Source organism: Rheinheimera sp. UJ63 (genome assembly GCF_021568285.1).
Classification (GTDB): Bacteria; Pseudomonadota; Gammaproteobacteria; order Enterobacterales; family Alteromonadaceae; genus Alishewanella; species Alishewanella maricola.
In genome coordinates, this window is sequence record NZ_JAKGTQ010000001.1 from 452,924 (window position 1) to 477,292 (window position 24,369).

Sequence of the window (24,369 nt, forward strand, 5' to 3'; positions counted from 1 at the left end):
AGCTTGCTGACGATGACGGTTTTTAATGTTTAGTTTCTGACCGTGAAGGAGCGGGTTGAAGCTTGGCAAGTTAACAGCGAAGTAAACTTTGGCTGGAGACGTCTTTTTCATGGATGAAAAAGAGGAGCGTACAGGGAGGTATTTACCGCGTGCTCCAGCCGAAGCTTTACGCAGCGTTTAACGTTTTCGCCGTTGGCGAGATACTTTCTTTTGCGTCGCCAAAAGAAAGTATCCAAAGAAAATGCGACCCCAATTTCGCTCGAAAGCCCGGCTGTTCATGAGCTGTCCAAGGCGAAAACGTAACTCGCGCGGCGCTAGCGTCGCCGCACTCAAACACCCGTTTTCTTAAAACCTTGGCCAATGATGATCAGTCGGCTCGCTTCAAAGGGGGAGTTAATATTCTTAGCGGTATTCGCTTGACTGAACAGCTTGCTGACGATTACGGTTTTTAATGTTTAGTTTCTGACCGTGAAGGATCGGATTGAAGCTTGGCAAGTTAACAGCGAAGTAAACTTTGGCTGGAGACGTCTTTTTCATGGATGAAAAAGAGGAGCGTACAGGGAGGTATTTACCGCGTGCTCCAGCCGAAGCTTTACGCAGCGTTTAACGTTTTCGCCCTTGGCGAGATACTTTATTTTGCGTCGCCAAAAGCTACAGCCTTAAGCAGGGTGCGCTATTATAACCATCAAATATTTTTGTCTTTCCCAGTCGTTCCAAAGAAAACAATGTAAAGTAAACTTATAACTCCAAAAAAGCCAAACGCTATGAAGAACCAAAAAAGTAATGGCTCGGTAGCACGAGAGAATGCCATCGCTTTAATGTGTATGTCTCCAGCTTTTATATTGTCGAGTACACTTTTCCCGCCCCAAAAACAAAATACTAATAGTATTACATTACGCAGATTCAGTTTTTCTTAAAATTTCATAACTAGCCTTATGACACCCTCATGGAACCGGCTGGGTCAGGTTCAAACTCTGACTCCAAACATGTTATCAAGACTCAATTAAATGTCAGTTTCTTTTACAAAAATAATAAGATAAAACGCAAGCTGCTGAATTTCTTGATTTATATTTTTGGAATGATTCTTGCTTTGATTATTTTTTTAATTAAGGGCTGTGTAAAAATGTTGACAGAAAAACTGTATTTTCAAATCTTACGTTATCGAATAACTGCTCTTTCAATTATTCTCGCGGTTATTTGTTTTCAAACAAATGCAGCACCAATCTTTGTGAAGCTTCAATCAGGGCAACTGATAACCCTTCAAACAGAAGCATCAGATACGATTGAGAATATTAGACAAAAACTTCAAGATAAAGAAGGCTTTCCGCCGGATATTCAGCGTCTGTTTTTTAATGGCCGCTTCCTCGAAAATGAGCGGACATTGATGGATTATAATATTGGCAAAGACGCCATACTTGATTTAGGTACACCTTTCGCGAACATCAATATTAACCGTTCGGGAGAATTATTAGCGGGTGGGTATCAAAACTTCGCAATCTCGTTGGATAACGGCTTCAGCGACACTCTTATCTATTTAGAACCTTTAATAGTATCATCCAGCGCTGATAATCCATTTGTTATCCATTTGCAACTATTCAATCATAGGTATTCTGCAAATCAAATTTTCGACGTGAATGTTGCAAAACAATATTCTCTTTTTGAGTCGAAAACTTCGATTGGTACTTTTACCCCAAACCAGTTCAAAATTGACACTAGTGCACTTCTATTCAATGGCGAAGTTGGTACTTTTACCATAGATACCATTGATGCCAAGAGCATAACTCTTACATATATGCCAGTCTCTGAGCCTTCGACAATTATCATAGCAATGCTGGGTTTTATGTTGCTGATCTTCCCAAAGCGTCGATGGAATTGAATCTTTAATACCGCGGGCAACCGCGAACTTTATAAGTGAACGGCTCAAATTTCATAATGTTTAGTCTTTGATTCTGTAGGTATCTTAACTGCCAAAGTTCAATTACGAGTGATATTTAATCACCACGACTAATATGCTTCTATTAGGTTGTAAGCCGCTCACGCCTGCACGGCAAAGGTTTAAGACGAGGGGTGTTTAAGTGAGGTGCGGTAGCACCGAGCGAGTGACCTCGTCGCCTTGGCTGGGCAAATTTGACTCTCCGTGCAGTTGCAATATGATGAATCAACACTTTTCGTTGGGAACAAAGCAATGCCGATAATTAGTCGTTTTTACGGAATTTTGATTGCTATGTATTTTAATGATCACAATCCGCCACATTTTCATGCAAAATATTCTGGTTATGAAGCGTTATTTGCTTTCGATGGCACCATTTTAGAAGGCGAATTACCCAAACGCGCTGCGACCTTTGTGCAGGAGTGGATCGGAATACACAAGAGTGAATTAGAGGAAAACTGGCTTCGGGCCAGAGCTGGAGAGCCACTTAACTATATAGCACCTTTGGAGTAAATTATGTTGCACATTAAATCTGCAAAATATGTGACTGGTTACAAAATTTGGGTCGCATTCGATGATGGTTCATCTGGAGAGATCGATTTGAATGGCGAGCTGAGTGGGCCTGTATTTGAACCGTTGAAAGATATTGCAGTTTTTCGAAAGGTATCTGTTGATCCTGAACTTGAGACAGTGGTATGGCCAAATGGTGCAGATTTGGCGCCAGAGTTTCTTAAAAGACTGCAAAACAAGCAAAGCAATCCTACTCTTAAAGACGTGCAGTTTCTTTGAGCCTAATGGCCTATATCCGCTCAAAGCAGCTGATCACAGTTTTTGAGCAGAAATACTCTTAACGCTTAAATGCCCTGACCCCAACTAAGTTGCAAGCCGCTCAAGCCTGCACGGCCAAGGTTTTAAGACGAGCGATGTTTAAGTGAGGTGCGTTAGCGCCGAGCGAGTTACGTCGTCGCTTTGGCTGAGCAAGTTTGCACGAGCTTTCGCCGCAACGTAGGTCGCATTTTCTTTGCCGGACGTTCTTTTGGCGAAACAAAAAAACTCCCTCGCCAACGGCGAAAATGTTTTTTACAGTTATGACATACCGACATGACAACCCAAGGCATATTTAAAACGAAATATGCGGTAATTTAAGGTGTTGCTTTACAATCAGACCACTGTTGATTGCAGCCCTGTCACTATTATCAAACTGTTTTGCGACAAACATTGAGTCAGCGCCTGTGCTCTGCAACAATGTTCCCTTCTTAACCATGAATAATGAGATCCCCGCCATGGGCGTCATACCTGCTCACCTACGCGCTTTGTTGTATCTGTGGCTCATTAGCGGTCTATGGCCAACGCCTGCCGAAGCTGAGTGGCAGCGCCAGTCATTTCAAACGATGGGCACGCAAGCCTATGTCGAGTTTTGGACTGAGGATAGCAGCCAAGGACCCTTGCTGATCAGTGCCGTGCAAAACGAATTTGAACGCATTAATCAACTGATGAGCCCCTACCTTCAAAGCAGTGAGCTGAGCTTACTTAACCGCGATGCCAGCCAGCAAGCCGTGACCATCAGTGCAGAGCTTTACCAGTTGTTACAACAAGCCGAACAGCTCGCCGTATTAAGCGCCGGGGCCTTTGACATTAGCTTTGCCTCAGTCGGTTTTAGCTATGATTATCGCCAGCATGTCAAACCCAGTGTCGAGGATTTAGCCGCGCAGCGCAGTTTAATTAATTACCGGCATATTCAGCTGCTGGCCAATAACCAAGTACGCTTTGCTAAAGCCGGCGTCAAAATAGATTTAGGCGGTATCGCCAAAGGCTATGCGGTGGAACGGTCTATGGCGTTACTGGCGCAAGCGGGCATTCAACATGCGTTAGTTACCGCCGGTGGGGACACTCGCTTATTGGGTGATAAACGCGGTCGTCCTTGGTTAGTGGCCATTAAACACCCACGTAAATCTGACGATATCGTGGCGCAATTACCGCTTATTAACAGCGCCATTAGCACCTCAGGGGATTATGAGCGGTTCTTTATCGAAGATGGCGTGCGTTATCATCATATTTTAGATCCGAAAAGCGGTGAAAGCCCATCGGGTTTAATGAGTGTGACGGTGTTAGGTCCAGACACCACACGCACCGATGCACTGTCGACCACTTTATTTGTGTTAGGGCTTGAACGAGGTATGGCACTGATTGAGCAACAGGCAGACTATGAAGCTATTTTTATCAGCAGTGAGCATCAATTGTATTTTTCATCGGGTTTAGCCCGCTAAGCTTTATGATATCCGCTTAGCGAACGCACTCTATTAGGCGCCGAGCGCCCGCGCAGCAAACACTGGGGGCACTCAGCTACAGAGCTTAGACAATAGGCGCAAACGCCGTTAAGCGATCTTGGCTGGCGGCATTACCTAAACCATGGAAAGGCGCGACCTCGCTCAGTCGCCCTTGCTCACCATGCAAGGCTAAATAATTGAGCATCACCGTTTGTACTAATAAATTGACATTATTAGCGGCCATCGATGAGCCCGTTTCAACCGAAGCATCGGGGCGCATAAAACCAATTTGCTGGTGACGCGCTTGCTCGAGCGCCGTGCCCCCCAATAAACTGGGGCGACCATTCGGGTTATACACCAGCATAGCTGAGGCGGCAGTTGATGAGTTATCACCGGTCCACTCGCCTTTGCCACGGCCATTTACGCTGTCATCAATACGGCCATTACTGGCCACCGAACCATCAGAATACAGATAAATCATTAAAGGCTGATTACGTCTAGCGGCATATTCTAAGCAAGCGCCAATACAGCGGCCTGCGCGCAAATCACGTAGCTCGCCAGTACCCCGCTCGCCGGTGTGATAATCATAGCCACCAATGGTTACGGTGCCGGCTCCAGCAAAACCATTGACCACCAGCTTCATCACCGACGCGGTTTTACGAAATTCGGCATCGCTGTTAAATTCAGCGCTGGTAAAAATACCGCTATTCCCCACAATATCCGGATCGGCTGCAGGATCGAGGGTCGCAGGATTACCGAAACGGTCGGCCAAATCAGCGCTTTTAACATAACCACAACGCACCAACTCTTTAATGACCTGATCCCGACTTACCGCCGAATTCACCCGCGCTAATTTGTTATCACTTAAACGCTGGATCGATTCCATAACGGCAACGGCGTCGTTTTGATCAAGCAGGCCAAACAAGTCGCCAACATCGACTAAACCGGTAACATCACTGGGTCTGTCAATCTTGGTTGGCCGCCACTCTGGATTATAAAACTCAGCCGGTGCCATCGAGTTGGCGCCAGAATCTGAGTTACGCGAGCCAATCAACGGCATCAGCGAGCCATTAGCACCGGCTTTGGCAATAGCATACATCGGGTTGTGGGGGTTATTGCCAGTATCATTTTCTGAGCGAGAGGGGATCACCGCGCCATTGATCATGGCTTGCGTAGCCATGGTGGTTCGCTCTAATATGCCGGCTAACAATTGTGAATCACTGTGAAACGCTAAACCCAACTGCGTATTGACAAAACCACCGGCCGGATTGGCGGCATTCACTGCGCTGGGCACCATATCGGCGGGCAAACCTAATTTGCTATAGCCTTGGGTTGACAGAAAATCTAACTGCCCTCCCGCGCCCCCGACCAAAATATTAGAGCCTGCGATGTTGGCGCCACCGGCCAGATCAAAACAAATAAACGGGATCTTCCCTGCACCTTCGACGTTGATACCGCATTGATTTTTCAACATTTCCAGGTCAGGCGACAAACTGGCGTAAGCTTTAGTGGGATTGGCAAATAAGCTAAATACCGAGCCCGTGGTTAACATGCCGGCGCCAATACTCATGCCGCAGGCAATAAAGTCGCGCCGGGTGACGGGCTTGCTATGACAGGCATGTAACAGTGGCGCATCCGGGTGTAAGGCTTTTTTCGATTTCATCAAGAACTCCTTAATACACGAGCATTTGTGCGCTTGCCAGCACCGCAGTGCAGGCGGCTTTAGCGATGGTTTGAGTGCGCTGGCTATCACAACTGCCATGACATTGGCTTAACCTGTCAACTAGGCTATTTAGCTCTACTCGCGCATCGCTGTTGGCGATATCTGTGGCCGCTTGCAAAGGCATAAAACGCTGCAGTAACGGCTCAATCAAGCTATCCCGATTTGCGGGGCTCAACGCTTCAGCAGGGCTGGCATTAAAATCAATGGCCGGAAACCAGGCACTGCGCAACATCGAATTACTGATTGCCGCATTACAGTAAGCGATCCCTAACTGAGTAATGGCCATTTGCTGCGCTGAAATAAAGGTTTCAATATTCGGCATCGCCGGTAACTGCCGCGCTATGGTTTGATAGGTGTTGGCCACCGCAGGGTTCGCTTGTGACACGCCGGTAAGCTGACTCATGCTGGCATGGATTGCCGCGAACGGCCGGATGCCAATATCGCTACTGCTGGAACTTGCCATACTGATTTCTTGCTGCGGAAAGCTGACCTTGCTGCGCACATTGCTAAAGGCGCCAATCTCGGCGAACGATAAGAAAAACTCATCGCTATTCGCGCCCGACTCAGCCGCAATAATCGTGCCTAAGGCAGATAGCGTATGAGGCTCGGTCAACACCGTGCCTGTCGCCACGTTAAAGCGTTGTTTGATCCACGCTTGGCCGCCGCTGCTCTCTTTACCATTAATCGCTAACGCCATGCCGCTGATCGTTACATCAGCAGGTAAAGTGGCACCGTCTAAATTAATCAGATAAGGCTGACTAAACAGGTAAGAGTAATTATCAAACTGCGCCACCTCAAACACGATGTAGCTTTGCGGCAAATCAATTAAGTGGCCTATGGCAAACGGCAAATAGAACTTCTGGCCAACGCCAATACTGAAGTTTTGAGTGACTTGTGCCGCACTGAGCGCACGGTTATGAATGGCCAGTAAACGCACACTGCCCTGCCACTGCCGGCTGCCATCCGCCTCACTGCCCAGCATTAAGGCAAAACTGTCATCCCAGTTGCTGATACTCGCCGCTTCGCGCCGCACACCACTGTCTTGGCCATTGACATAAATACGCTGGCCGTTAACCGGATCTTGCGTGAGCACCACATGCTGCAAACTGGCTTGCAGTAGCTCATCGGCATCGGCGGTACTTAGCGCGGGCTGTCCGGCAAAATTGCTTGCACTGCTGCGCAGTAAAAAATCATAGTTGTATTGGGTTTGCCCTAAGGTCAGGTTTCGGCTAATGGTACTGCCGGCATAACTAACTATGGCCGCAGGCCCTGCTTGCACCACGTTGGCGGGGATCAGCCAGGCTTCAAAGGTGAGCTCTCCGGTTGCGCCAATCAGTCGAGCCAATTTGGCACTGCTTTGGGTGCTGGCTTGCGCGCGCCCACGGTTAATGTGTAAGCCCCAGCCGGTAAGCCAGTTAAAATCGCCCTGTAAGGTTAAATTAGCCGCAGGCTCAACGCCTGAAGTATCAAACGCTTGGCTACCTTGGCCTTCTTTAAATTGATAAAACGCAATTTGGTTACTTTCATAACGCCCACCGCTAGAAGCCACAACGCCATCTTCAAGTCGCAAGGCTTTAGAGGGCACTAAGGTAGGATCCAGTTCCGCTAAGGGCACGGCATCAGCTATGTGGGTAATGGCCGCTAGCATTTGCGCCGCATCATTCGCACAATCAGACCAGCAGTTATGAAACTCTCCTCCTAGCCTGGCCACTAAGCGGGATAATGCGGGCCGATCTAAATTAATTAAACTTCGGCTTGCCTGATAAGCCGCACTGAGATCATTGGCAGCGAAAAAAGGCGCTTGTGCTACTGTCGCCGAGGGCGCGTGGCAATTGACACAATACTGCCGCACCATAGGATAAACTTCGGCGGCAAATAAGCCCGCGCTCTCGGGCAAGGCTTTACTGGCCCCAGCATCTCGGATCACCGGGGCAACTAATCGAACCGCAACTTGCTCTGCTCCGCTGGTATTGCCCCAGTTGCGTAACCACTGCGTAATGGTATCAGCACAGGCAGTATTACTGCTTAGCCAGCAATTATGGCCACCCGCAACTTTTTGCACCAGCAAGGATTGCGCCGGATCGGCTAAGTTAACCAAGGGTAAGGCGGCAGTGTAAGCCAGGTTAATATCATCACGGCGTACAAAAAAGGGCGCGGTATTACCCGGTTGATGGCAACTGCCACAGCGGTTGTCTGCCACCAAGTTATCCCACAAATTGAGTTTAAACTGCTGAATATCGGTCGTTTGAGGTGCAGGGCCGTTATAGTTGTTCGTGTTATTCGGTAACGCTGGCGGCGGATTTTGCTCAACTTCTGCGCCACCACAACCGAGCAACAGCATACTGGCTAGTACTAGCAAGAAAATTCGCATGTTCACTCCCCCATACAATAGGTGGCGGTGTCGGCGAACACCTGCTTTAAGTTATAACCGCTTTGACTAAACCGGTCGCGGGTTTGTTGGATCAAGCTGACATCGGCCAGGCTTTCTGGTGGCCGCAAACAGGTGGTTTCGAACACTTTTTTCACCTGACACTGCGCAAACGCCACCGAATTGGCTAATTCTTGGCCTAAGCTTTTCGCGCCATAACCTTCACCCGGTAAGCTGTTATCCCAACCCAGTGCTTGATTGCGTCCTTCCCGCCAATAGTTTTGCCAAAAATCATCTTCGGTTTTGTAACCCAGCGGGAAATTCCCCGAGTTAATATGGTATTTCGGCTGCACGCGACTGCCGGTTTGATCATGACTGCTGCCTGCGGGCTGATAAAACAAACGGCCATTTTCCCCCGTTTCATCGGTAAATTGATAATCGTAATAAGCAAAAGCTTGCGCCAGCGGATCCATCCCGGCATGGCAAGCAACACAGCGATTATGAAAAATTCGGCTATCGCCACCGGGGCTGCGGCTAACATCTTGGCGGATCCGATCGGTAGGCGTACTGCCATCTTTCAACGGCTCTAAGTCGGTGCACAGCTGGCTCATTAACGTAAAACGCAGCATGGCGCGATTGGTACCTAAATAGAAAAACGCTTTTGCGCCAGCGCGACTGGTCATCACACCGGCACTGGCCTCAGCGGGAATGCCCAGCAAACTGCTTTGCGAACGCGGTTCCAGATACTGTTGTAAATCGACCCCTTGCTGATCTAACGCAGCGTAATGCGCATTGTTATTGGCGGCGTAAGGCGGTAAGCCTAAGCTGTCAGCGGCCACATACAGCACGTCGGTTTGCAAAATCTGCCGAAAATCGACGTTATCACGCACCAAACCAATAATGGTGGCACTGTAATCATTCAGCGGTTCAAAAATATCCAAATCACGGTTGGTGGCCGGCGAGGCAAACAACTTTAGTGTGGTGCGATAAAAGTCTGGATGCTGCATTGCCACATTCGCGGCAGCCTGGGCGTTACCCTGCTCCAGTAACGTGGTCATTTGCTGCAAGGTTGCCGCATCAGCTGGCACGCCAGCTAACCGATCATGCAAGCGTTTGGCTTGCTCTAAAGCACCAGCCGAGGCGGTAGAACTGCAGAACAGCGCTAACAGTAAGCTGGGTAAAAACCGCTTAGTATAGCTTTGCATAGTTATCTCCTGCCCGCTTAACCGGGTAAAAATGCGATAGTCCACTGCGAACGGGTCGGCGCCACATCCGCCGCGCCAAAATTCACCGCTTGCAAGCGTAGTTGTAACTGCCGCTCCAATCGCTCGTCATTTAATTCACTTTCGATAATCAACACCTGCGCCAAACTGCCATCGGGGTTGATAATCAGCTCAAACACCACCTTGCCTTTTAACAAGGGGTTGGCGCGTAACGCCCGGTTGTACAAGGTGTATAAGCTACTTTTATTCGCTTCTAGTATTTGTCGAATACTGGCTTCGCTACGCCCACCCTGCGCCGCCGCATCCGCATTACCTGCACTACGACTGCTGGTGCTTGATGCCGGCGCTGAGCTGGCTAAACCACGTAGCTCGGCATCAGTTACACGTACATTTTCGGCTTGCGCTAACTCAGCACGCGCAATATCCGAGCTCACTGCAACAGCCGCTTTCGCCGCTGTCTTCGCTAACACGGGGTTAGCGATGGTGTCAGGCTCTGTTACAGCAGCACTTTGCTGCCCCTCACGTTGTAATTGCGGTGCTTGGCGGTTAACCGTAAAGGTTTGCCTTAAGGCCGCTAACTCATCTTGCATGGCTAATAACCCCGCTTGCTGTGCGGTAGCGCGGGCTTGCTCTGGCGTAACGGGGCTGGCTTCAACGACTGTCGCTTCAGGCTTGGCTATCGGCTCAGGTTCGGGCTCGGGAAGCGGCTCGGGCTCGGGCAACACAATCGGCTCAGGGGGGATAATTTCCCGCTGCTCCAGCACCACTCGGGCTAACTGTGGCGGTAACTGTTCTAACTGAGTACGACTGCGCTCAGGCACTTGATAAAGCGGTATGGCAATCGACAACACCAGCAACAACACCAAGCCGGCAATCACCACCCGAGTAAAAACGGTATCTTCATCTTGCCAGCTCGCCTGCTGTTGCCAAGTCAGTGTGCTCATGGCGTCGCCTCCAACACCTTACTGCGCTGCTCAACGGCTAATGAAATATCGCGATACTCAGTGCCGGCACACATTGCCATTAAACGCCGCAGCACGGCATAGGGGGTGCTGGCATCAGCTAAAATGGTCAGCGGTCGCCCCAGTGCTTGCTGCTCTTCTGTAAGCGCAGCGGTACGACCGGCTAAATAGTTCAGCTCTTGCTGCACCGCCTCGCTTAATTCCTCTTGCCATAATGCAGGCGCTTGTTGCCAATCGCCGCGCCAAATAGCTTTGCCTTGAATTAACACGCCATTTGCCGTCACAGTGAGCAACACCTGCTCACGCGGTAACTGTTCTGACACCGATTGCGGCAAACGCATGTCTTTATTACTGGGTAATACCACCACATCCGACTGGTTCACCATCAAGAAAAACACCAAGATGGTAAAAATATCCATCAACGCCACCAGGTTTAATTTTGAGCTTTGCGCCAGTCGTTTGTGTTGCTTGAGCATGCGTTTTGCACGAAATGATTGCTTCATTCTGTGACCTCGCTGGCGCCAGCGGGCAACTGCCCCAAGGAAATTAATGGAAACAACTCCGCATCAACCACCGAGGCGGCAACTACGGTTTTAAACGAGCGCACTGTGTCCATGGCACTGACTAGCGTTTGGTAATCTAAGTCTTCTGGTGCCAGTAAACTGATATCACGCTTGTCGATTTGTTGCTGCTGCCAAGTCAGTTTCAGATCTTGTAAAAATGCAGACAGCGCCGCGAAGTCAGGTTCTGCGTCTGGCGTGTGGCTAAATTCTCGCAGTAACTGACCGGCCGGATAATTTAAGCGCAGCCGATCGCTTCGCAGCTCCAATTCCAGCACTTGCGGATCTTCTCGCTCTTGCTGCATTAACTGCTCAACTTGGGGCGGCAGTTGAATGTTCAGCACGCGGATCTGAGTAAACACTAAGCTCAGCAACAACACGGGCACCAACACAATCATCAAATTCATAAACGAGGTGATGTCGAGCTCAGCGTCGTTTTGCTTAATTTTATGCTTTCTGATCATCCCGGCCACCCGTAAAACGTTGTCCGATACTGTTCATCAATTTGATGCCGGCCATCTCCATGGTGTCGACAATACTGGCCGTTTTACTTTGCAATAATGCATGCACAAAGACCAACGGGATCGCGGTCATCAAACCAAAGGCGGTGGTGTTCATCGCCACCGAAATACTGGATGACAATAAGCTGGCTTTTTCAGAAGGATCGGCATTTGCGACCGCCGAAAAGGCCGCGATTAAACCCACAATGGTACCGAGTAAACCGAGTAAGGTGGCGACATTGGCTAAGGTGGCTAAAAACGGTGTGCGTTTTTGCAAACGCAGGCTGTATTCCAGTACCACTTCTTCCATGGCGTACTCCATATCTTCACGCCGATGTGATGACGATAAGCGATTGACACCGCTGGCGAGCATTAAACCTATGGCGGTTTGGCTCGATTCCGCTTGTTTTAAGATCGCTTGGGTATCGGCCGCGGCAATGGCCGGTTGTAACTGGCGATAGGCTTTTTGGTTATTGGCATACACGCCGCGTAAAAACCACCAACGCTCAATCGTAATGGCAATACCTAAAATCAAAATAAAGGCGATAGGGTAAATAAAATAGCCGCCTTCCTGCAAAAACCGCACTATGCTGTTGACGAAATCCATGCTGTAACCCTCTTAATTATTTTTAGTAGATACGGTATTGGCCGGTTGCTGTTGTAGCGACTGAGCCTCAATAAAACGCAGAAATTGCTGGCGATCCAGCGGCTGTATCGGTGGCGGTGGCACATCAAGCCCCGGCGCCGGAATACGAATTTGGGCAATACTGTCTTGCCATGGCAAGACATACAAGGTGCGCGGTTGCTCTTGGTTACCACTAATAGTGGTGCTGACATCAACCCGTACGCTCGCTGCCGCTTTGTTGGTTGCAGCAGCCGAGGGTTTAGGCTCTGGCAAGGCGCGGCTTTGTTGCTGCGCCAGTGTCGCACTCGACAGCAGCAATACACTTAGATAGGTGGCGGACATGAGATAATTCTTCATGTGTTACTCCTGTTGTGGCAGCAAACTCAGCCAAGCTTCCGCCAGCGGATCGCCGGTAAGTTGCTGATAATGCCTGTAGTGATAACGAGCCTGCTCGGGTTGCTGTAAATACAGCTCATACAAAAACCCCAGGTTTTTATGCGCATCTGCATAATCGGCCTGCTGGTTTAACGCCGCCAACCAATGCCGCTCGGCTTGTCGAAAATGCCCCGCCTGGCGCGCTATCACGCCAAGTAAATTGCTGGCTGCCACATAATCTGGCCGCAGTTCAAGCAGCTGGGTAAGCTTTAAGCGTGCGGCGTCAGTCTGTGCTAATTGCCAATAGCACAGCGCCAAGTTGTAACGGATCCCTGCAGCGGCAGGGACGGCTTCAGCCAAAGGCTGCAATAATTGACTCGCGCCAGCGTAATCTTGTTGACGCATGAGTGTTTTTGCTTGCTGATAGCGCTCGGCTAAATCGGCAGTCAACGCTGGCCAAACCGTGGGGCTAGTTACCGCAGTTGCCGTGGCGTTGTGGGCCACAGCATTGGGTTCAGCCTGGGCCTCTGTGGGGGCGCTAACACTCGGCTCGGTCACCGGCAGTAATGTTGACATTGCAGCGCAATGGCTGAGCAATAACAGCATGCCAAGTGCACCGCTGACACGGCGCAGCGCTCGCCAAGGTTGAGCGATGCATTTTGCAACGAGGATCTTGCTATTGTTGTGTTTAATAAGCGTCATCGGCCAGCTCCAAGTACACTTCGGGTTTGCGATAACGCGCCGGCGATAATTCGGCTAACTTAGCAAAACTGGCGGCTACCCACTGATCATAAAGTGGCTGCGTCACCAAGGCGGCATTTTGCTGGTGAATTTCAATCGCCAACTCTTCAAACGGATAGGCTTGCTCTTCTAACAATAAATCATATTGCTCTAGCGCCAGCGCATCTAACCCCTTGGGTCGCTGCGACGTTAACAACGCACCGGCCATCTGTTGATACAAACTGGCCACCTGATATTGCGCTTGGCTGTAAAAATCGGCGACTTGCCAGCCCATGCTCATTTGCAGCTGCTCAATGGCCGTGGTCATGTGAGCTTGTTTTTTGCGTAAGTTATCGCGCAGCGGTTGCTGCAGCAGCACGGCTTCAAACAACCGACTGTGATATAACCCTAGCTGCAATGCTGCATCGGCGGCCAAATAACGACTGCGGTCAGTACCCTGAGCTTGTTGCTGCTCGGCACTGACGAGTTGCTGATACCAAAAATTTCGCCGAGTCAGATCATTATCCGCTTGATACAATTGCACCAATACCGCCCGCGCTTCTTGCGCAGCTAAATGCGGTTCAGGATAGCGATTGGCATAACGGCGATAAGCTGTCCGCGCGGCATCGCGGTTGCCCGCGCGTAAATAATAATCGGCGGCTTTAGCTAATAAGCTTTGCTGCTCGGCGCCCTCTGCCAAGCGTTCAATTTGTGCACTGAGTAAGTCGGCCGCTTGCTGCCAATCTTGTAACTGCTCATAGCTATTTAACAATGCCAAGCTGATCGCCGTTTGCTCGGTGCTATTTGGGTACTGCTGCTGATAAGCGAGCATTAACTCAATCGCCTCAGCCCAAGCTTGTTGCTCTAGCTGCAAACTGATTTGCTGATAAGCCGCGCTTTGATGATATTCCGAAGTGGGTAACGCTAATAAGCGTTGCAAATGGGCTAACTGTGCGCCAACCGATAAATAGCCTAGCTGTGCTTGCTGATAAATCGCTGAGGCGCGCTGCGCCGTTAATAACTGCGTACGGCTGCGACCTAACTCGCTAGCATCGTTTTGATACAACGCCAGCAACGGTTCAATGCTTTGCTCTGCTGCGGCAAAGTCGTCTTGCGCTAATAGCGTTTGACTGACAATAAAACGCGCTTCATTTACTAAAGCTGGCTGGCTTAACTCTGGATGTGGCCATTCTGTTACGCGACGGGCGAAACTGGCGACGTCAGCAAAGGCTTGACGCTGATACTGTTCGGTCAGTTGGTTTAAGGCAATTTGCTGTGCCGCCGGATGCCGGCTGTGCCAACGGACAAATTGATTTTGCTCATGCCACCAATGAGCCGACAGCTCGGTTACATCGGCGCTGTTATGGGCACTGGCGGTATTAAAGATGCGCTCACTCAGTAATAAAGCACGATATGCCGCCTGCTCAGCATTAACATTGCGGGCGTTCAGTTCGACCACGCCGTACCCCAGCTGCTGATAGAGTGCGAGCGCAGGTTTAGGCTGACCGCTTGCCGCTAACGATTCGGCCAATAAATAGCGCACGTCATCGGGCCACAATAAGCTGTCATCGACTTGTTCAGCCGCCACAAACGGCTGTATTACTAGCAATTGCTGCCAAAACGGCACCGCTTCAGCAAATAAACTCGCTTGCTCGGGCACTGCGGCTTGCTGGGCTAACTGATAACGTTGCCGGGCAAAATAATCGAGGTATTGCGCCAAGATGGGCGCTAAGTCTGCTTGCTCACGCGGTAGCGCTTTTTGCCAAAAGGCACTGGCGGGGCCAAATAAACTGACAAATCTCAACTGTGCCTGCTCGGCAGCCGCAGCATCGGCCTGTGCTAAATGGTATTGCACAATCTTCAATTGCATCTGTGCTGCTTCTAATGCGAACGGCTGATAAGTAATAAATTGCCGATAGCTGTCAAGCGCCGCTTGCCGCAGATCTTTTTCAAATAAAAAGTCGGCCAAGCCCTGAAATAACTGCGCCTGAAACGCCAAGGGCCGACGTTCTGCCGCTTTATCTTGATAAGGCGTACGCTGCAACAAGGCTAATAAACTGCTCGCCTGCTCTTGATAACTCAGCGAAATACTTAAAATGCGTTGTAACTCTTGCTGCAGACTTTGTTGTTCATCCAAGCTGTTTGGCTGCGCAGTCATATCCAGCGCCAGCAAGAAAGCTTCATCCGCTTGCGCATACTGCTGCAACTGAAAATGGCTCCAGCCACGCATATACAACGCATGCAGCTTTAATTCCGTTTTAGCGAATCCCAATACCTGGTTAAAGGCTTTTAAGGCGGCGCTATAGTTAGCCTGACTGTAATCAATATCACCTATTCGAAACCATAATTCGGCAGCAAATTCGCTACGCGGAAACTGCTGTAATAAGCGTTGCATTTGCTGCTGTGCTGCCGCATTGTCGCCACTTAAATCTAAGGCCCGAGCTAACTGATAGCGGATCAGTTCGTTATTCAGATCATCCGGATACGCTTGTAAAAGCTGTTGATACTGGGCAATTAAACTGGCTAAGGCTTGTTGCTCAGCGGCAGGAGGCAAAGCCATCCGCTCTAATTGTTGGGTATTCAATTGCGACAGCCGATACAACACTTTTTGTCGTACATCGGCCGCCGGTGCTAGGGCTAATAACGATTGATATACCTGTTGTAATTTATCGGCATTAACCGTTTCGGGTGGCTCAGCACTGAGTGGGGTATAAGGCATAAACTCACCGAGCGTAGGCCGACGCACCACTTTTTCAGTTGGCGTGCTGCAGGCGGTTAAGAGTGTCGTGGCGAGCACAGACAGGAGCAACCATGGCATTGGGTGACGCATCAGTTGGCCTCCTCGGTGCTCAGCAACACTTGCTCCATTAACCGCGCAATGGCTTGGGTGTTCAGCCGTTGTAAGGCCATCAGCTGCTCGCGCTCTGCTAAACGTTGTTGCTGTAACGCCTGATTCAAGGACCTCAATAATTGTTGTTGTTGTTCTGCCAGCAACACGCTAAAACCTTGCTCATTAGCCATGCTTTGGGTTAATTGTTGCTGCTGCGCCAATAGCCGTGTGGTTTTACCCTCTAACGCGGTTAAGCGCTGGATACCGCTATCAATCTGCTGTAACTCAGCGGCTAGCTGTTGCTGCAACTGCGCTAACTGATAACGGCGCTCGGCACTATTTTGTTGATAGTGCCAGGTTAATAAGCCTTTAAGCCGCTGTAAGCGGGCATTTTCTGCGGTCATGTCGCGCCCGTCTGCCGCTAACTGCTGAAGCCGGCGGCTGGCCCGCGTGAGCATTTGTTGCTGTTGGCTAAAAGCCTGCTCACCATCGTTAAGCCACAACAATTGGGCCATCGGCTCAGTTTGTGCTTGGCGTATCGTCTCGGCTAAGGCAGCGTTTTGTGCCTGCAAGCCTTGCTGTTTAGCCGTTAAACGGGGCAAAGCTTGAGTCAGTAATTGCTGTTGCTGTAACAGCTTGCTTTGCACCACTTCAGTTAAATGCGTTAAACGTGCTAACCGTTGCTGCTGCTGTTGCTGCAACTGCGCTACGGCGTCTAATTGCCGGTTTAATTGATATAACGCGGCCTGCTGGCGTAATTGATAAAACTGCCACGGCGTTAACGTATCTGGATTAGCCAATTGCTCCGCAGTGACAGGCACCAGATAACCGGCATTAGCCGTTAATTGCCGTTGATAATATTGCTCAGCCCAGCGGTAAGCCGCTAGCGCCTGTTGCTGCTCAAAGGTGAGTTCCAGTTGCATACCAATTTGATGCGCTGCCAGCCAACTCGCTGGCGCCAAAGGGTAACGCGTAATTAATTGCTGCAATACCGCTAATAACACCGGGATCTGTCGGTTTTCGATCAACACATCACGGTATAGCGTCATAGCGGGTAAGGTGAGCACGCTATTGCTGGCAAAGCCGCGCAGCACTTGTTGCGCTTCGGCCCAGCGTTTTTCATCCACTAACAAACCGGCTTTTAGCAGCAATAAGTAATCGGCCAAGGCATCGCGTTCGACCCGATCATCACTGCCCATGGCGGTGCTTGGCTCGCGAAAGAGTTGCTGCCAAAAACTCAAGGTAGCTGGCTTAGATAACGCAGTATTTAACCGCGCTAACAGTGGTAATGCCTGTGCGCTTTTTTGCTGTTGGCGCAGCGCCAAGATATGGTTAATGACCACATAAGGTAATTCAGCTTGACCCGCCAATTGCTGAAACACCTTGTCATCAAAGGGGGTTATATTGGGCCAAGTTAACATCTGCTGCAATAAGGTCGCTTGCCCGGTTAACTGCAACAGCGGTGCAGTAAGCTTGGCAAAGTAAAAGCGCGCCTGCTCCGGTTGCTGTTGCTCAAATTGATATTGGCTAAATTGCAGCAACGCCACGTTGCGTAACTCTTGAGGTAAAGCGCCACTCAGCGTTTGCTCGGCTAGCAGTTGCTCTAATAATGCGGCAGTGGCCGCAGGCATGTCTAATTGCAAAAATAAGCCGGCTTGCAATAAACGTGCTTTGGCCGCAGGCTCGGGTGCCAAACTTAAATGCAACAGCGCTTGATATTCATCGTCGCGATAAAAATACCACGCTGCCAGTCGATACTGCTTTTCTGTTTGCAGTAAGGACTCGGTAGCCTGTGCACTCGGTGCGCTTAGCAGCAGCGTCAACAGCACACTGCAGCAGCGGAACAGGCGAAAACTCAATTGCCAGACCATGCTTCAACACTAAAGGCTGGTTGATAATTAGCCGTACTGTCCGTAATTTTTAATTCTAATAACACGGCAGTATCCGCCTTGGTAAAGCGGTGACTGATGGCACGGCGATAATCGCGCTTATCGGGGCCTTTACCCACAAACACCGCAGTTAAGGTATGTTCACCCGCGCGAATATTGCCTTTAAATAATGGCTGAATGGCGCCGCGCAATAACCCGGCAATCTCTTTTTCGGTGTACAGATACGCCGTAACCGACTCATCGTTGAGTTTAAGCTGGACACTGTCTAGCTGAAAAAACTGCCCAGCATCCACCGACAAAAATACCGCCAATTGCGTTTGTGCCGGAAACAATAATTCTTCTTCCAAAATAAACAATTCGCGATTCAAAGCAATAGCCTGTTGTTTTAATTGCTCTAGCTGCTGCTCTGCAGACTCTTGCGCCAGCAAAGGCATGGCAACGAACAGGCTTAGCAATAGGCTGGCAAGCAGGAAAAAACGCGGTCGGTGCAAGCTCATAAAACACCCTCGTTAAAAATAGACACTGAAAAACACCCGATAAACATTGGCGCTTAATTGATATAACGGCTCAGCACCGACGGCAGTATCGATTAGCGTAACATTTCGAAAGTTATTGTAATTAAAGCGGATATAATCCCACTCGATATTTAATTCGGGTTTAGCCGCCGGCCACCAAGCCCAACTCGCAAAGCGATAGCTGGCGCCCAATCCAACACTGAGATTATTAAAATCACTGAGCTCTTTGTCTCGCGCCATAAAGTTTTGCTGATTAGCAAACTCAAATAAATCGGCATAAAACGAGGCTTCGCCTTGCTGATACCAGCGAATATGGCTATCTAACACCCAACGCTCTCCCAGTGGGTGCACGTACTCTAATTCCGCATCAAAACCTGTAATATCCCAGCTGTCGTTGTAATGACGCAGTGAAAAGGTCACGGCTGCGCGATACGGTAAGTAAAATTTATTCACTAAGCCTACCGCAAAACTATTGCGCGTTTCGGGATACACTTCAAATTGATAACCATAGCCAAGTTCAGCCAAGGGATCGCGATAACGCACACTGCGATAGGGATTGTTTAAAAAGCCTTGCTCCATATCGACGTCAACATTTAAGGCACTGATCCAGCGCTTACTCAGTACTTGGGTGATCCCCAAGCTATAACTGTAGCGGCGTAACTGCTCACTGAAGCTTGCATCGCCATTGCGACCAATGTCATCGTTACCAATGCCGGCATTTAAACTCAGGGTTGTCATACCGCCAAAAGTATCGTGCGACACGCCAAAAGACAGTGATTTGGCGTTGTAATCATTCTCGTCACTTTGTGCGTAATTTATCGATAAAATACTGTTGCCGGTCAGGTAATCCATCCCTACTCGACTTTCAATGCGTGTCTCGCTGTAAGCTGAGGCCGTGGCCACCACATCTATCGAGGCTCCTGACACAGTATCGACATAATAAAAACCCGATACCGATACCTGGGTGCCAATTTTGGTACGTAACATCAATGCCGGACCATCAATGGAGACACCGCCGCCTTGGTAACTATGCTGCATCAAATCAACGCGGTTATCGGGCAATACTGCACCAAAGCCAGCGGTGCTTAGCAACAATAACAAACCGCATAGCGCAGCCTTAATTGCAGCCACAGCCGCCTCCACCACTGCCATCGGCACCTTTGGCGGCTTCACGTGAGTCACGCACATGCACACTGTGCTGCAAGGCAATAGGATGACGACTAAAAGCCATAATCGGGTCGGCTAATTCAGCGCGCTCATAGGGTTTAACCCATGGCTCAACACTGGCACAGCCCACCATACCCGCTAACGCCACAGCGACGAGCAACAGTTTAGTTGCGCAATAAGGTTTTAATATCGTCTTCATATTTTTGCTCATAGCCCGGTTTATAACCACGATGCACACTAAACACATCGCCATGTTGATTGATGATCACCGTAGTGGGCATCGCTTGTACTTGATAACGCTCTGATACGCTATTCTCGGTATCAAACAAGATGGGAAACTGTACCTGGGTTTTACTTAAATATTTTTGTGCCGCACGGCTATCCGCTTCAACATTCACGCCCCACACTTGCACGCCGAGTGGCCGATACTTGTTGGCAAGCTGATCTAATGCGGGCATTTCTTGTAGGCACGGGCTACACCAGCTGGCCCAAAAATTCAATACAATGATCTCGCCGCGTTGTTCAGCTAAACGTAGATTCACCCCCGTTAACGACTTAAGCGTAAAGTCAGGTGCTTGTGCCGAATCGGTTGCATGCACCTTTGCGCTAACAGCGCAGTATGACAGCACAGTTAACAACAGGCTTAATAACAGTGTGCGCATAGTCTTTCCTTATATTAAAAATACAGCGCGAGGCCCAGGCCTAACTGTAAGTTATGGGTGGTTTTGCTCTCGGCTAAGATCGTGGTTTCAAACACATAGTCGGCTACCTGTAAATCCAGTGCCAGCCAATCGGTCATGTAGAGACGAAACTGACTCCCCAGCTTTACTGCAAAAACTTTGTCGCCCGCGAAATCAACATTACCGCCACCCGCAAAAATTGACCAACCCGTATTAAAGGCCCAGTTCCGACCTAAAAAAACTTGGCCTGGCAGCACCACGTAACCGAGCTCAGCACCGTAATAACGCCACTCGCGTTCGCTATCAGTTAATAAGGGCGCCGCAGCGCCACTTAAGCGCTCGTAAGAGGTTAACCCTGCTTTGGCTTGAGCAAACTCAGCATTAACATAAAAATCTTCATTGATATGGTAACCCAGTTGCAGCGCCACTAAACCGCTACTGCCAAAGTCTTCGATGGCGATAACCCCCCCGCGCAGCGCTAACACAACATTCTCGCTATCAAGCTTAGCGGGTGTCACCTGCGATTGCTCGATTTCTGGCTCAATCCTTGCCGTGCTGCTGTTTGCTTGCTGCGCGCAAACGAATGGACTTAGCCATAATAAACTGCTGACTAAAAGGCCAGCTTTAATCCGATTAACCATGTATTTGTCTCTTCGTTAATATCACGTTCGGTGCTAATTAAGCCACGCCGATAACGTAAATTGGCTTGTAAACGCCGAGTTAGCGCATAATCCAGCCCTAATTCCATGGTGGCCATGGGGCTATTACGCTCAGGCGTTTGTACCAAGATAGTTCGTGGTTGAGTTAACAACACACCACCACCTAAAGCAAAATAGGGCGACCAACGCCAGTGCGGCCAAGGGCTAACGCCCAATTGCACTAAAAACTGTTGACTGCTGGCTTGTTGACCACTGCCCTGCCCAGCACTGAGTTCAATAAAAATCACATCGGAGAAGTCATAGCTGGCACTGAGTTGGTAGTAACTGGTACCGGCAAAATCACCTGCAGCCCCCCCTAACTGCCATGCACTTGGCGGCTGATCAACTTGCCATAGACTGGCCAAACTTTGCTCGCCCTCGGGTAAATACAGGTGCGCGAGAGCGGTACTGGCTAGCCATAATGTTTGTTGCCGATATTGCACGCGGATCCAGCCCCCGCGCTGCTTGAGTAATGTTAGCGCGTCACCTTTTAACACCACCTGCACTATCGGATACCCTCTACCAGGGCCGGTATGTAGCTCAACAAAATCTTGTTGCACCACCACTTGCTGCGCCTGTAGCGGTAAGAAAGCGAGCAGTAAGCTACAAAATAGCCCACAACCCATGTGCGTTAAAAAGCGCATCTAGGGTAGCTCCACAGCAAAAGGGGAATTGTAATATTGCGCGCCCATATCGAGCCACTGGCTAATCAATCTTAATTCGACTGGCGACAAATACCCCTGATGACGCCCGCCTGGGGCAAAGGTTTGGAAGAAACGGCTACTGCCCAGGGCATTCCCAGCCCGCAATAAGGGCGGGACATTGACCGTGATCATGACCGGGATCGGTTGCTCATTTTCATCCAAAATCAACTCGCCATTGGCATCTCGCAAAAACACTAAATTGCCGTTGCCATCGACCGCTTGCACTAAACGGTCAACGAGCACCCCACCCAGCAATTCTTGCTCGTTATCATTACTCAGCAACTCTCGGTAACTGGTTAAATGTGCCGCTTGAATGTCCGAGGCTTGAGCCGTTAGCTCTAACTGCGCAGCGGGCAGCCTAGCATTGCCTGCGACATCGCTACGGCTATGACAGCTGACACAGCTGTTGTCTTGCAGCAGTTCATTACTTACAGGGTCAAATTGGCGACGGTCACGTTGCCACAAGGGTTGTATGTGTGTGGGATAATCAATGCGCAAACGACAGGCCGCTTGCCAGCGCTCAAAGCAATCCAAGCCTACCGGTAAAGGGGTAGCAAGCTCACTAAAGTGATTTTGCTCTGGCGGATCCGGCTGACGGCGCGCGGGATCGGTCCAAAGATCGGTATAGGCTAAGCCGGCACTTAACGTGGGCTCGCCTTGCAAACGTGCCACGGTTTGCGCCATGGTTTCACCGGCATTCGGCGGTAATTGCGGGTTAGCATTGCTAAAAGCGCTACTGGCATTTTCTGGCCCCGGATTAATCGTCGGCCATTCGCCTGTTAAGCGCCCGTGTGGCCGAGTATTGGTCGCGCTATGGCAACCATTGCAACGAAGTGTCTCGCCCGGCGCTAAGGTGATCCATTGCTGATGTTGCGCAGAAACGACCTGCCCTTCAGCATTCAGTAAGCTAAGCGCTAACGGCACATTGGCCGGAACTTTTACTCGTACCGAACCATCAGGTTGCACCGGTGTAATACCGACCAATTCACGCATCAACTGCCGACGGTTTACCCCATAAGCAAAATTAGGCACCTCTCGCACCTCTTCTGGTGGAATGGGCACGCCACGAATCAAGCTGACATAACGAATGGGCCGTTGTGCCGCACTTGTTTGCATCGGATCCGATAATTGGCTAATGGGCAACACCGCTTCCCCACCGATATCATAAACACTACGAATATCTAAAATCGCTTCGCCACGATCTACCAGAGTAAGATCCGCGTCTGGGTTACTAGCTAAAAACGCGGGTCGCGGATACTGCTGCATCACCACCGATTCAGTTAGCAACTGCTGCTCCGACCCTAATTTCACCGGCACCTGAGTTTGCTTCGCTAAATCGAATAACCATAATCCAAATAAAGGATCAGCCGCGGGGTAAGCACTGGCATCATCAACCTGCGCACAAGGTACGATTTGCTCATTCACTCTGACCCGACAAGGTGACCAACTGAGCAGATAACGCGATGAGCCATCTTGTAACGCAAAGACATTTTGCACTAAGCCGGCAGGCTCAGCGCGTAAGCTATTATCAAAAGGCCAAGGGAGCAAGGCGGTCTGTGCCGGTAAGTTTAACTGTTGTTGATATAACGGCTGCGTGTTATCGCTGGCCAGTGCTAAGGCTATCTGCACGGGTAAGGTATTTAAGTGCGTTTGTTGGCGGTTTTTTAATAAGGTTGCGATCTCACCATCGGCCAGTAACAAGGGTTTGGCAAATTCCACCACCGTGTCATTCGGCCCGCTGCGATGCGAATGCCAACCATACAACAGCTGATTACTGGAGCCATCAGGGCGCATTTGATACCAATTAAACATATTACGGTCGCTTTGATTATCCCAGCGACTGTACAGAATATGCCCATCGGTTTGCACCAATGGATACAAATCGTGACTTAAGTTAAAACTAATTTGGGTTATCTCGCTGCCGTCGGCATTCATCACATGCAGATTAAACGCCTGCCCCTGCAAATCTTCATGTAAGGCACTGTACTGGGGTTTAAATTCATCTAATAAAATTTGCCGGGCTTTTTGCTGACGGGTAGAGCTAAAGACGATTCGACCGTCGGCTAACAGTGCGGGATTGATATCGTGCCCTTGCTCCGCAATAAGGGAATTACTGATAATCGGTGCCGCACTCTGATCAATCAGACTATAACGCCACAGACTCCAAGTGGGTTGTAACTCCTCGGGCACATTTGGTAAGGCCGGCGGTCGTAATGCAAACAACAGGCTATTGCCGTCAGGCGATACCAGCAGATCTTTAACGTCGTAGCCGCCATCAGGGAAATACTGCGCTAATATCGCTTGCTCTGCCGACTGCGCAAAAGCATTTTGTTTTAATATCAGTTGTGCACCAGGGTTAAATTGCTCTGGCGCAGTCAAATTCGTTTGGTAAGGATTGCCTGCGTCGTCAAATAACGCGCGTTGCACAAAAATGAGGGGAAATTCTTGCACTACCGGATCAGCTGGCTCGTCTTGCACGCTAATATCGGCCTTGCAGCTGATTAAGCAGAAAATACTCAGAAGCAGCAAAAGGGTGTGTTTAGTCATTATTGTTATTACCCGCCACCAACTGCGATGACTCTAGTGTATTGCAAAAAAACTGAACCAAAATAACGTTATTAGAGTAGCCTTGG

The 24,369-nt window shown here is 49.7% G+C and carries 22 protein-coding genes; 4 read left to right on the forward strand and 18 right to left on the reverse strand.

Translation table 11 applies throughout. The features are described 5' to 3' along the window. Nucleotides 1-946: 946 nt before the first annotated feature. The 4 genes from L1N97_RS02070 to L1N97_RS02085 all read left to right on the forward strand — a co-directional run bounded on the left by L1N97_RS02070 (nt 947) and on the right by L1N97_RS02085 (nt 4,197). A complete protein-coding gene (locus L1N97_RS02070; RefSeq protein WP_236128686.1) occupies nt 947-1,876 on the forward strand; it encodes a ubiquitin-like protein in 930 nt (309 codons plus the stop codon). A 261-nt stretch (nt 1,877-2,137) separates the two neighbouring features. Beyond that, nucleotides 2,138-2,443 (forward strand): DUF4160 domain-containing protein, encoded by a 306-nt coding sequence (locus L1N97_RS02075; protein WP_229585422.1) that lies wholly within the window; start codon nt 2,138-2,140, stop codon nt 2,441-2,443. 3 nt (nt 2,444-2,446) lie between these two features. Next, nucleotides 2,447-2,719 carry a DUF2442 domain-containing protein gene (locus L1N97_RS02080; RefSeq protein WP_229585421.1) on the forward strand — a complete coding sequence of 91 codons (273 nt, stop codon included), beginning with the start codon at nt 2,447-2,449 and terminating at the stop codon, nt 2,717-2,719. A gap of 473 nt (nt 2,720-3,192) precedes the next feature. Then, nucleotides 3,193-4,197 (forward strand): FAD:protein FMN transferase, encoded by a 1,005-nt coding sequence (locus tag L1N97_RS02085; protein ID WP_236128687.1) that lies wholly within the window; start codon nt 3,193-3,195, stop codon nt 4,195-4,197. Between the two features lie 85 nt (nt 4,198-4,282). On the opposite strand, the gene L1N97_RS02090 is transcribed toward L1N97_RS02085, so the two are convergent. The 18 genes from L1N97_RS02090 to L1N97_RS02175 are packed head-to-tail and all read right to left on the reverse strand — an operon-like array spanning nt 4,283 to nt 24,283. Continuing rightward, on the reverse strand, nt 4,283-5,860 hold the full coding sequence (locus L1N97_RS02090; protein ID WP_236128688.1) for a general secretion pathway protein GspF: 1,578 nt from the start codon (nt 5,858-5,860) through the stop codon (nt 4,283-4,285). 10 nt (nt 5,861-5,870) lie between these two features. Continuing rightward, entirely contained in the window at nt 5,871-8,291 is a 2,421-nt protein-coding gene (locus L1N97_RS02095; RefSeq protein ID WP_236128689.1) for a LamG domain-containing protein, read from the reverse strand. A gap of 2 nt (nt 8,292-8,293) precedes the next feature. Next, complete coding sequence (locus L1N97_RS02100) at nt 8,294-9,493, reverse strand: hypothetical protein (protein WP_236128690.1); 1,200 nt, start codon at nt 9,491-9,493, stop codon at nt 8,294-8,296. A gap of 17 nt (nt 9,494-9,510) precedes the next feature. Further along, on the reverse strand, nt 9,511-10,455 hold the full coding sequence (locus tag L1N97_RS02105; RefSeq protein ID WP_236128691.1) for an AgmX/PglI C-terminal domain-containing protein: 945 nt from the start codon (nt 10,453-10,455) through the stop codon (nt 9,511-9,513). After that, the gene (locus tag L1N97_RS02110) at nt 10,452-10,976 is read right to left on the reverse strand and encodes an ExbD/TolR family protein (RefSeq protein ID WP_236128692.1); all 525 of its coding nucleotides are present in this window, start codon (nt 10,974-10,976) and stop codon (nt 10,452-10,454) included. The genes L1N97_RS02105 and L1N97_RS02110 overlap by 4 nt, the downstream gene beginning before the upstream one ends. Next, the gene (locus tag L1N97_RS02115) at nt 10,973-11,497 is read right to left on the reverse strand and encodes a biopolymer transporter ExbD (protein WP_236128693.1); all 525 of its coding nucleotides are present in this window, start codon (nt 11,495-11,497) and stop codon (nt 10,973-10,975) included. Before L1N97_RS02115 ends, L1N97_RS02110 begins: the two co-directional genes overlap by 4 nt. Next, nucleotides 11,481-12,140 (reverse strand): MotA/TolQ/ExbB proton channel family protein, encoded by a 660-nt coding sequence (locus L1N97_RS02120; protein ID WP_229585413.1) that lies wholly within the window; start codon nt 12,138-12,140, stop codon nt 11,481-11,483. Before L1N97_RS02120 ends, L1N97_RS02115 begins: the two co-directional genes overlap by 17 nt. A gap of 12 nt (nt 12,141-12,152) precedes the next feature. Next, on the reverse strand, nt 12,153-12,515 hold the full coding sequence (locus L1N97_RS02125; protein ID WP_236128694.1) for a hypothetical protein: 363 nt from the start codon (nt 12,513-12,515) through the stop codon (nt 12,153-12,155). A 3-nt stretch (nt 12,516-12,518) separates the two neighbouring features. Further along, a complete protein-coding gene (locus tag L1N97_RS02130; protein ID WP_236128695.1) occupies nt 12,519-13,235 on the reverse strand; it encodes a tetratricopeptide repeat protein in 717 nt (238 codons plus the stop codon). After that, complete coding sequence (locus L1N97_RS02135; protein WP_236128696.1) at nt 13,222-16,083, reverse strand: tetratricopeptide repeat protein; 2,862 nt, start codon at nt 16,081-16,083, stop codon at nt 13,222-13,224. Before L1N97_RS02135 ends, L1N97_RS02130 begins: the two co-directional genes overlap by 14 nt. Then, the gene (locus tag L1N97_RS02140) at nt 16,083-17,942 is read right to left on the reverse strand and encodes a hypothetical protein (RefSeq protein WP_236128697.1); all 1,860 of its coding nucleotides are present in this window, start codon (nt 17,940-17,942) and stop codon (nt 16,083-16,085) included. Before L1N97_RS02140 ends, L1N97_RS02135 begins: the two co-directional genes overlap by 1 nt. Then, nucleotides 17,939-18,469 carry an AraC family transcriptional regulator gene (locus L1N97_RS02145; protein ID WP_236128698.1) on the reverse strand — a complete coding sequence of 177 codons (531 nt, stop codon included), beginning with the start codon at nt 18,467-18,469 and terminating at the stop codon, nt 17,939-17,941. The genes L1N97_RS02140 and L1N97_RS02145 overlap by 4 nt, the downstream gene beginning before the upstream one ends. Before the next feature lie 12 nt (nt 18,470-18,481). Beyond that, complete coding sequence (locus tag L1N97_RS02150; RefSeq protein WP_236128699.1) at nt 18,482-19,618, reverse strand: DUF3570 domain-containing protein; 1,137 nt, start codon at nt 19,616-19,618, stop codon at nt 18,482-18,484. After that, nucleotides 19,605-19,853, reverse strand: a complete 249-nt coding sequence (locus L1N97_RS02155; protein WP_226749637.1) for a DUF4266 domain-containing protein — start codon at nt 19,851-19,853, stop codon at nt 19,605-19,607. Before L1N97_RS02155 ends, L1N97_RS02150 begins: the two co-directional genes overlap by 14 nt. Beyond that, a complete protein-coding gene (locus tag L1N97_RS02160) occupies nt 19,819-20,316 on the reverse strand; it encodes a TlpA family protein disulfide reductase (protein WP_236128700.1) in 498 nt (165 codons plus the stop codon). Before L1N97_RS02160 ends, L1N97_RS02155 begins: the two co-directional genes overlap by 35 nt. Before the next feature lie 14 nt (nt 20,317-20,330). Continuing rightward, nucleotides 20,331-20,975 (reverse strand): outer membrane beta-barrel domain-containing protein, encoded by a 645-nt coding sequence (locus tag L1N97_RS02165; protein WP_236128701.1) that lies wholly within the window; start codon nt 20,973-20,975, stop codon nt 20,331-20,333. Beyond that, entirely contained in the window at nt 20,945-21,676 is a 732-nt protein-coding gene (locus L1N97_RS02170) for an SH3 domain-containing protein (RefSeq protein WP_236128702.1), read from the reverse strand. The genes L1N97_RS02165 and L1N97_RS02170 overlap by 31 nt, the downstream gene beginning before the upstream one ends. After that, nucleotides 21,677-24,283, reverse strand: a complete 2,607-nt coding sequence (locus L1N97_RS02175; RefSeq protein ID WP_236128703.1) for a hypothetical protein — start codon at nt 24,281-24,283, stop codon at nt 21,677-21,679. It lies immediately after the preceding gene. Nucleotides 24,284-24,369: the final 86 nt, after the last annotated feature.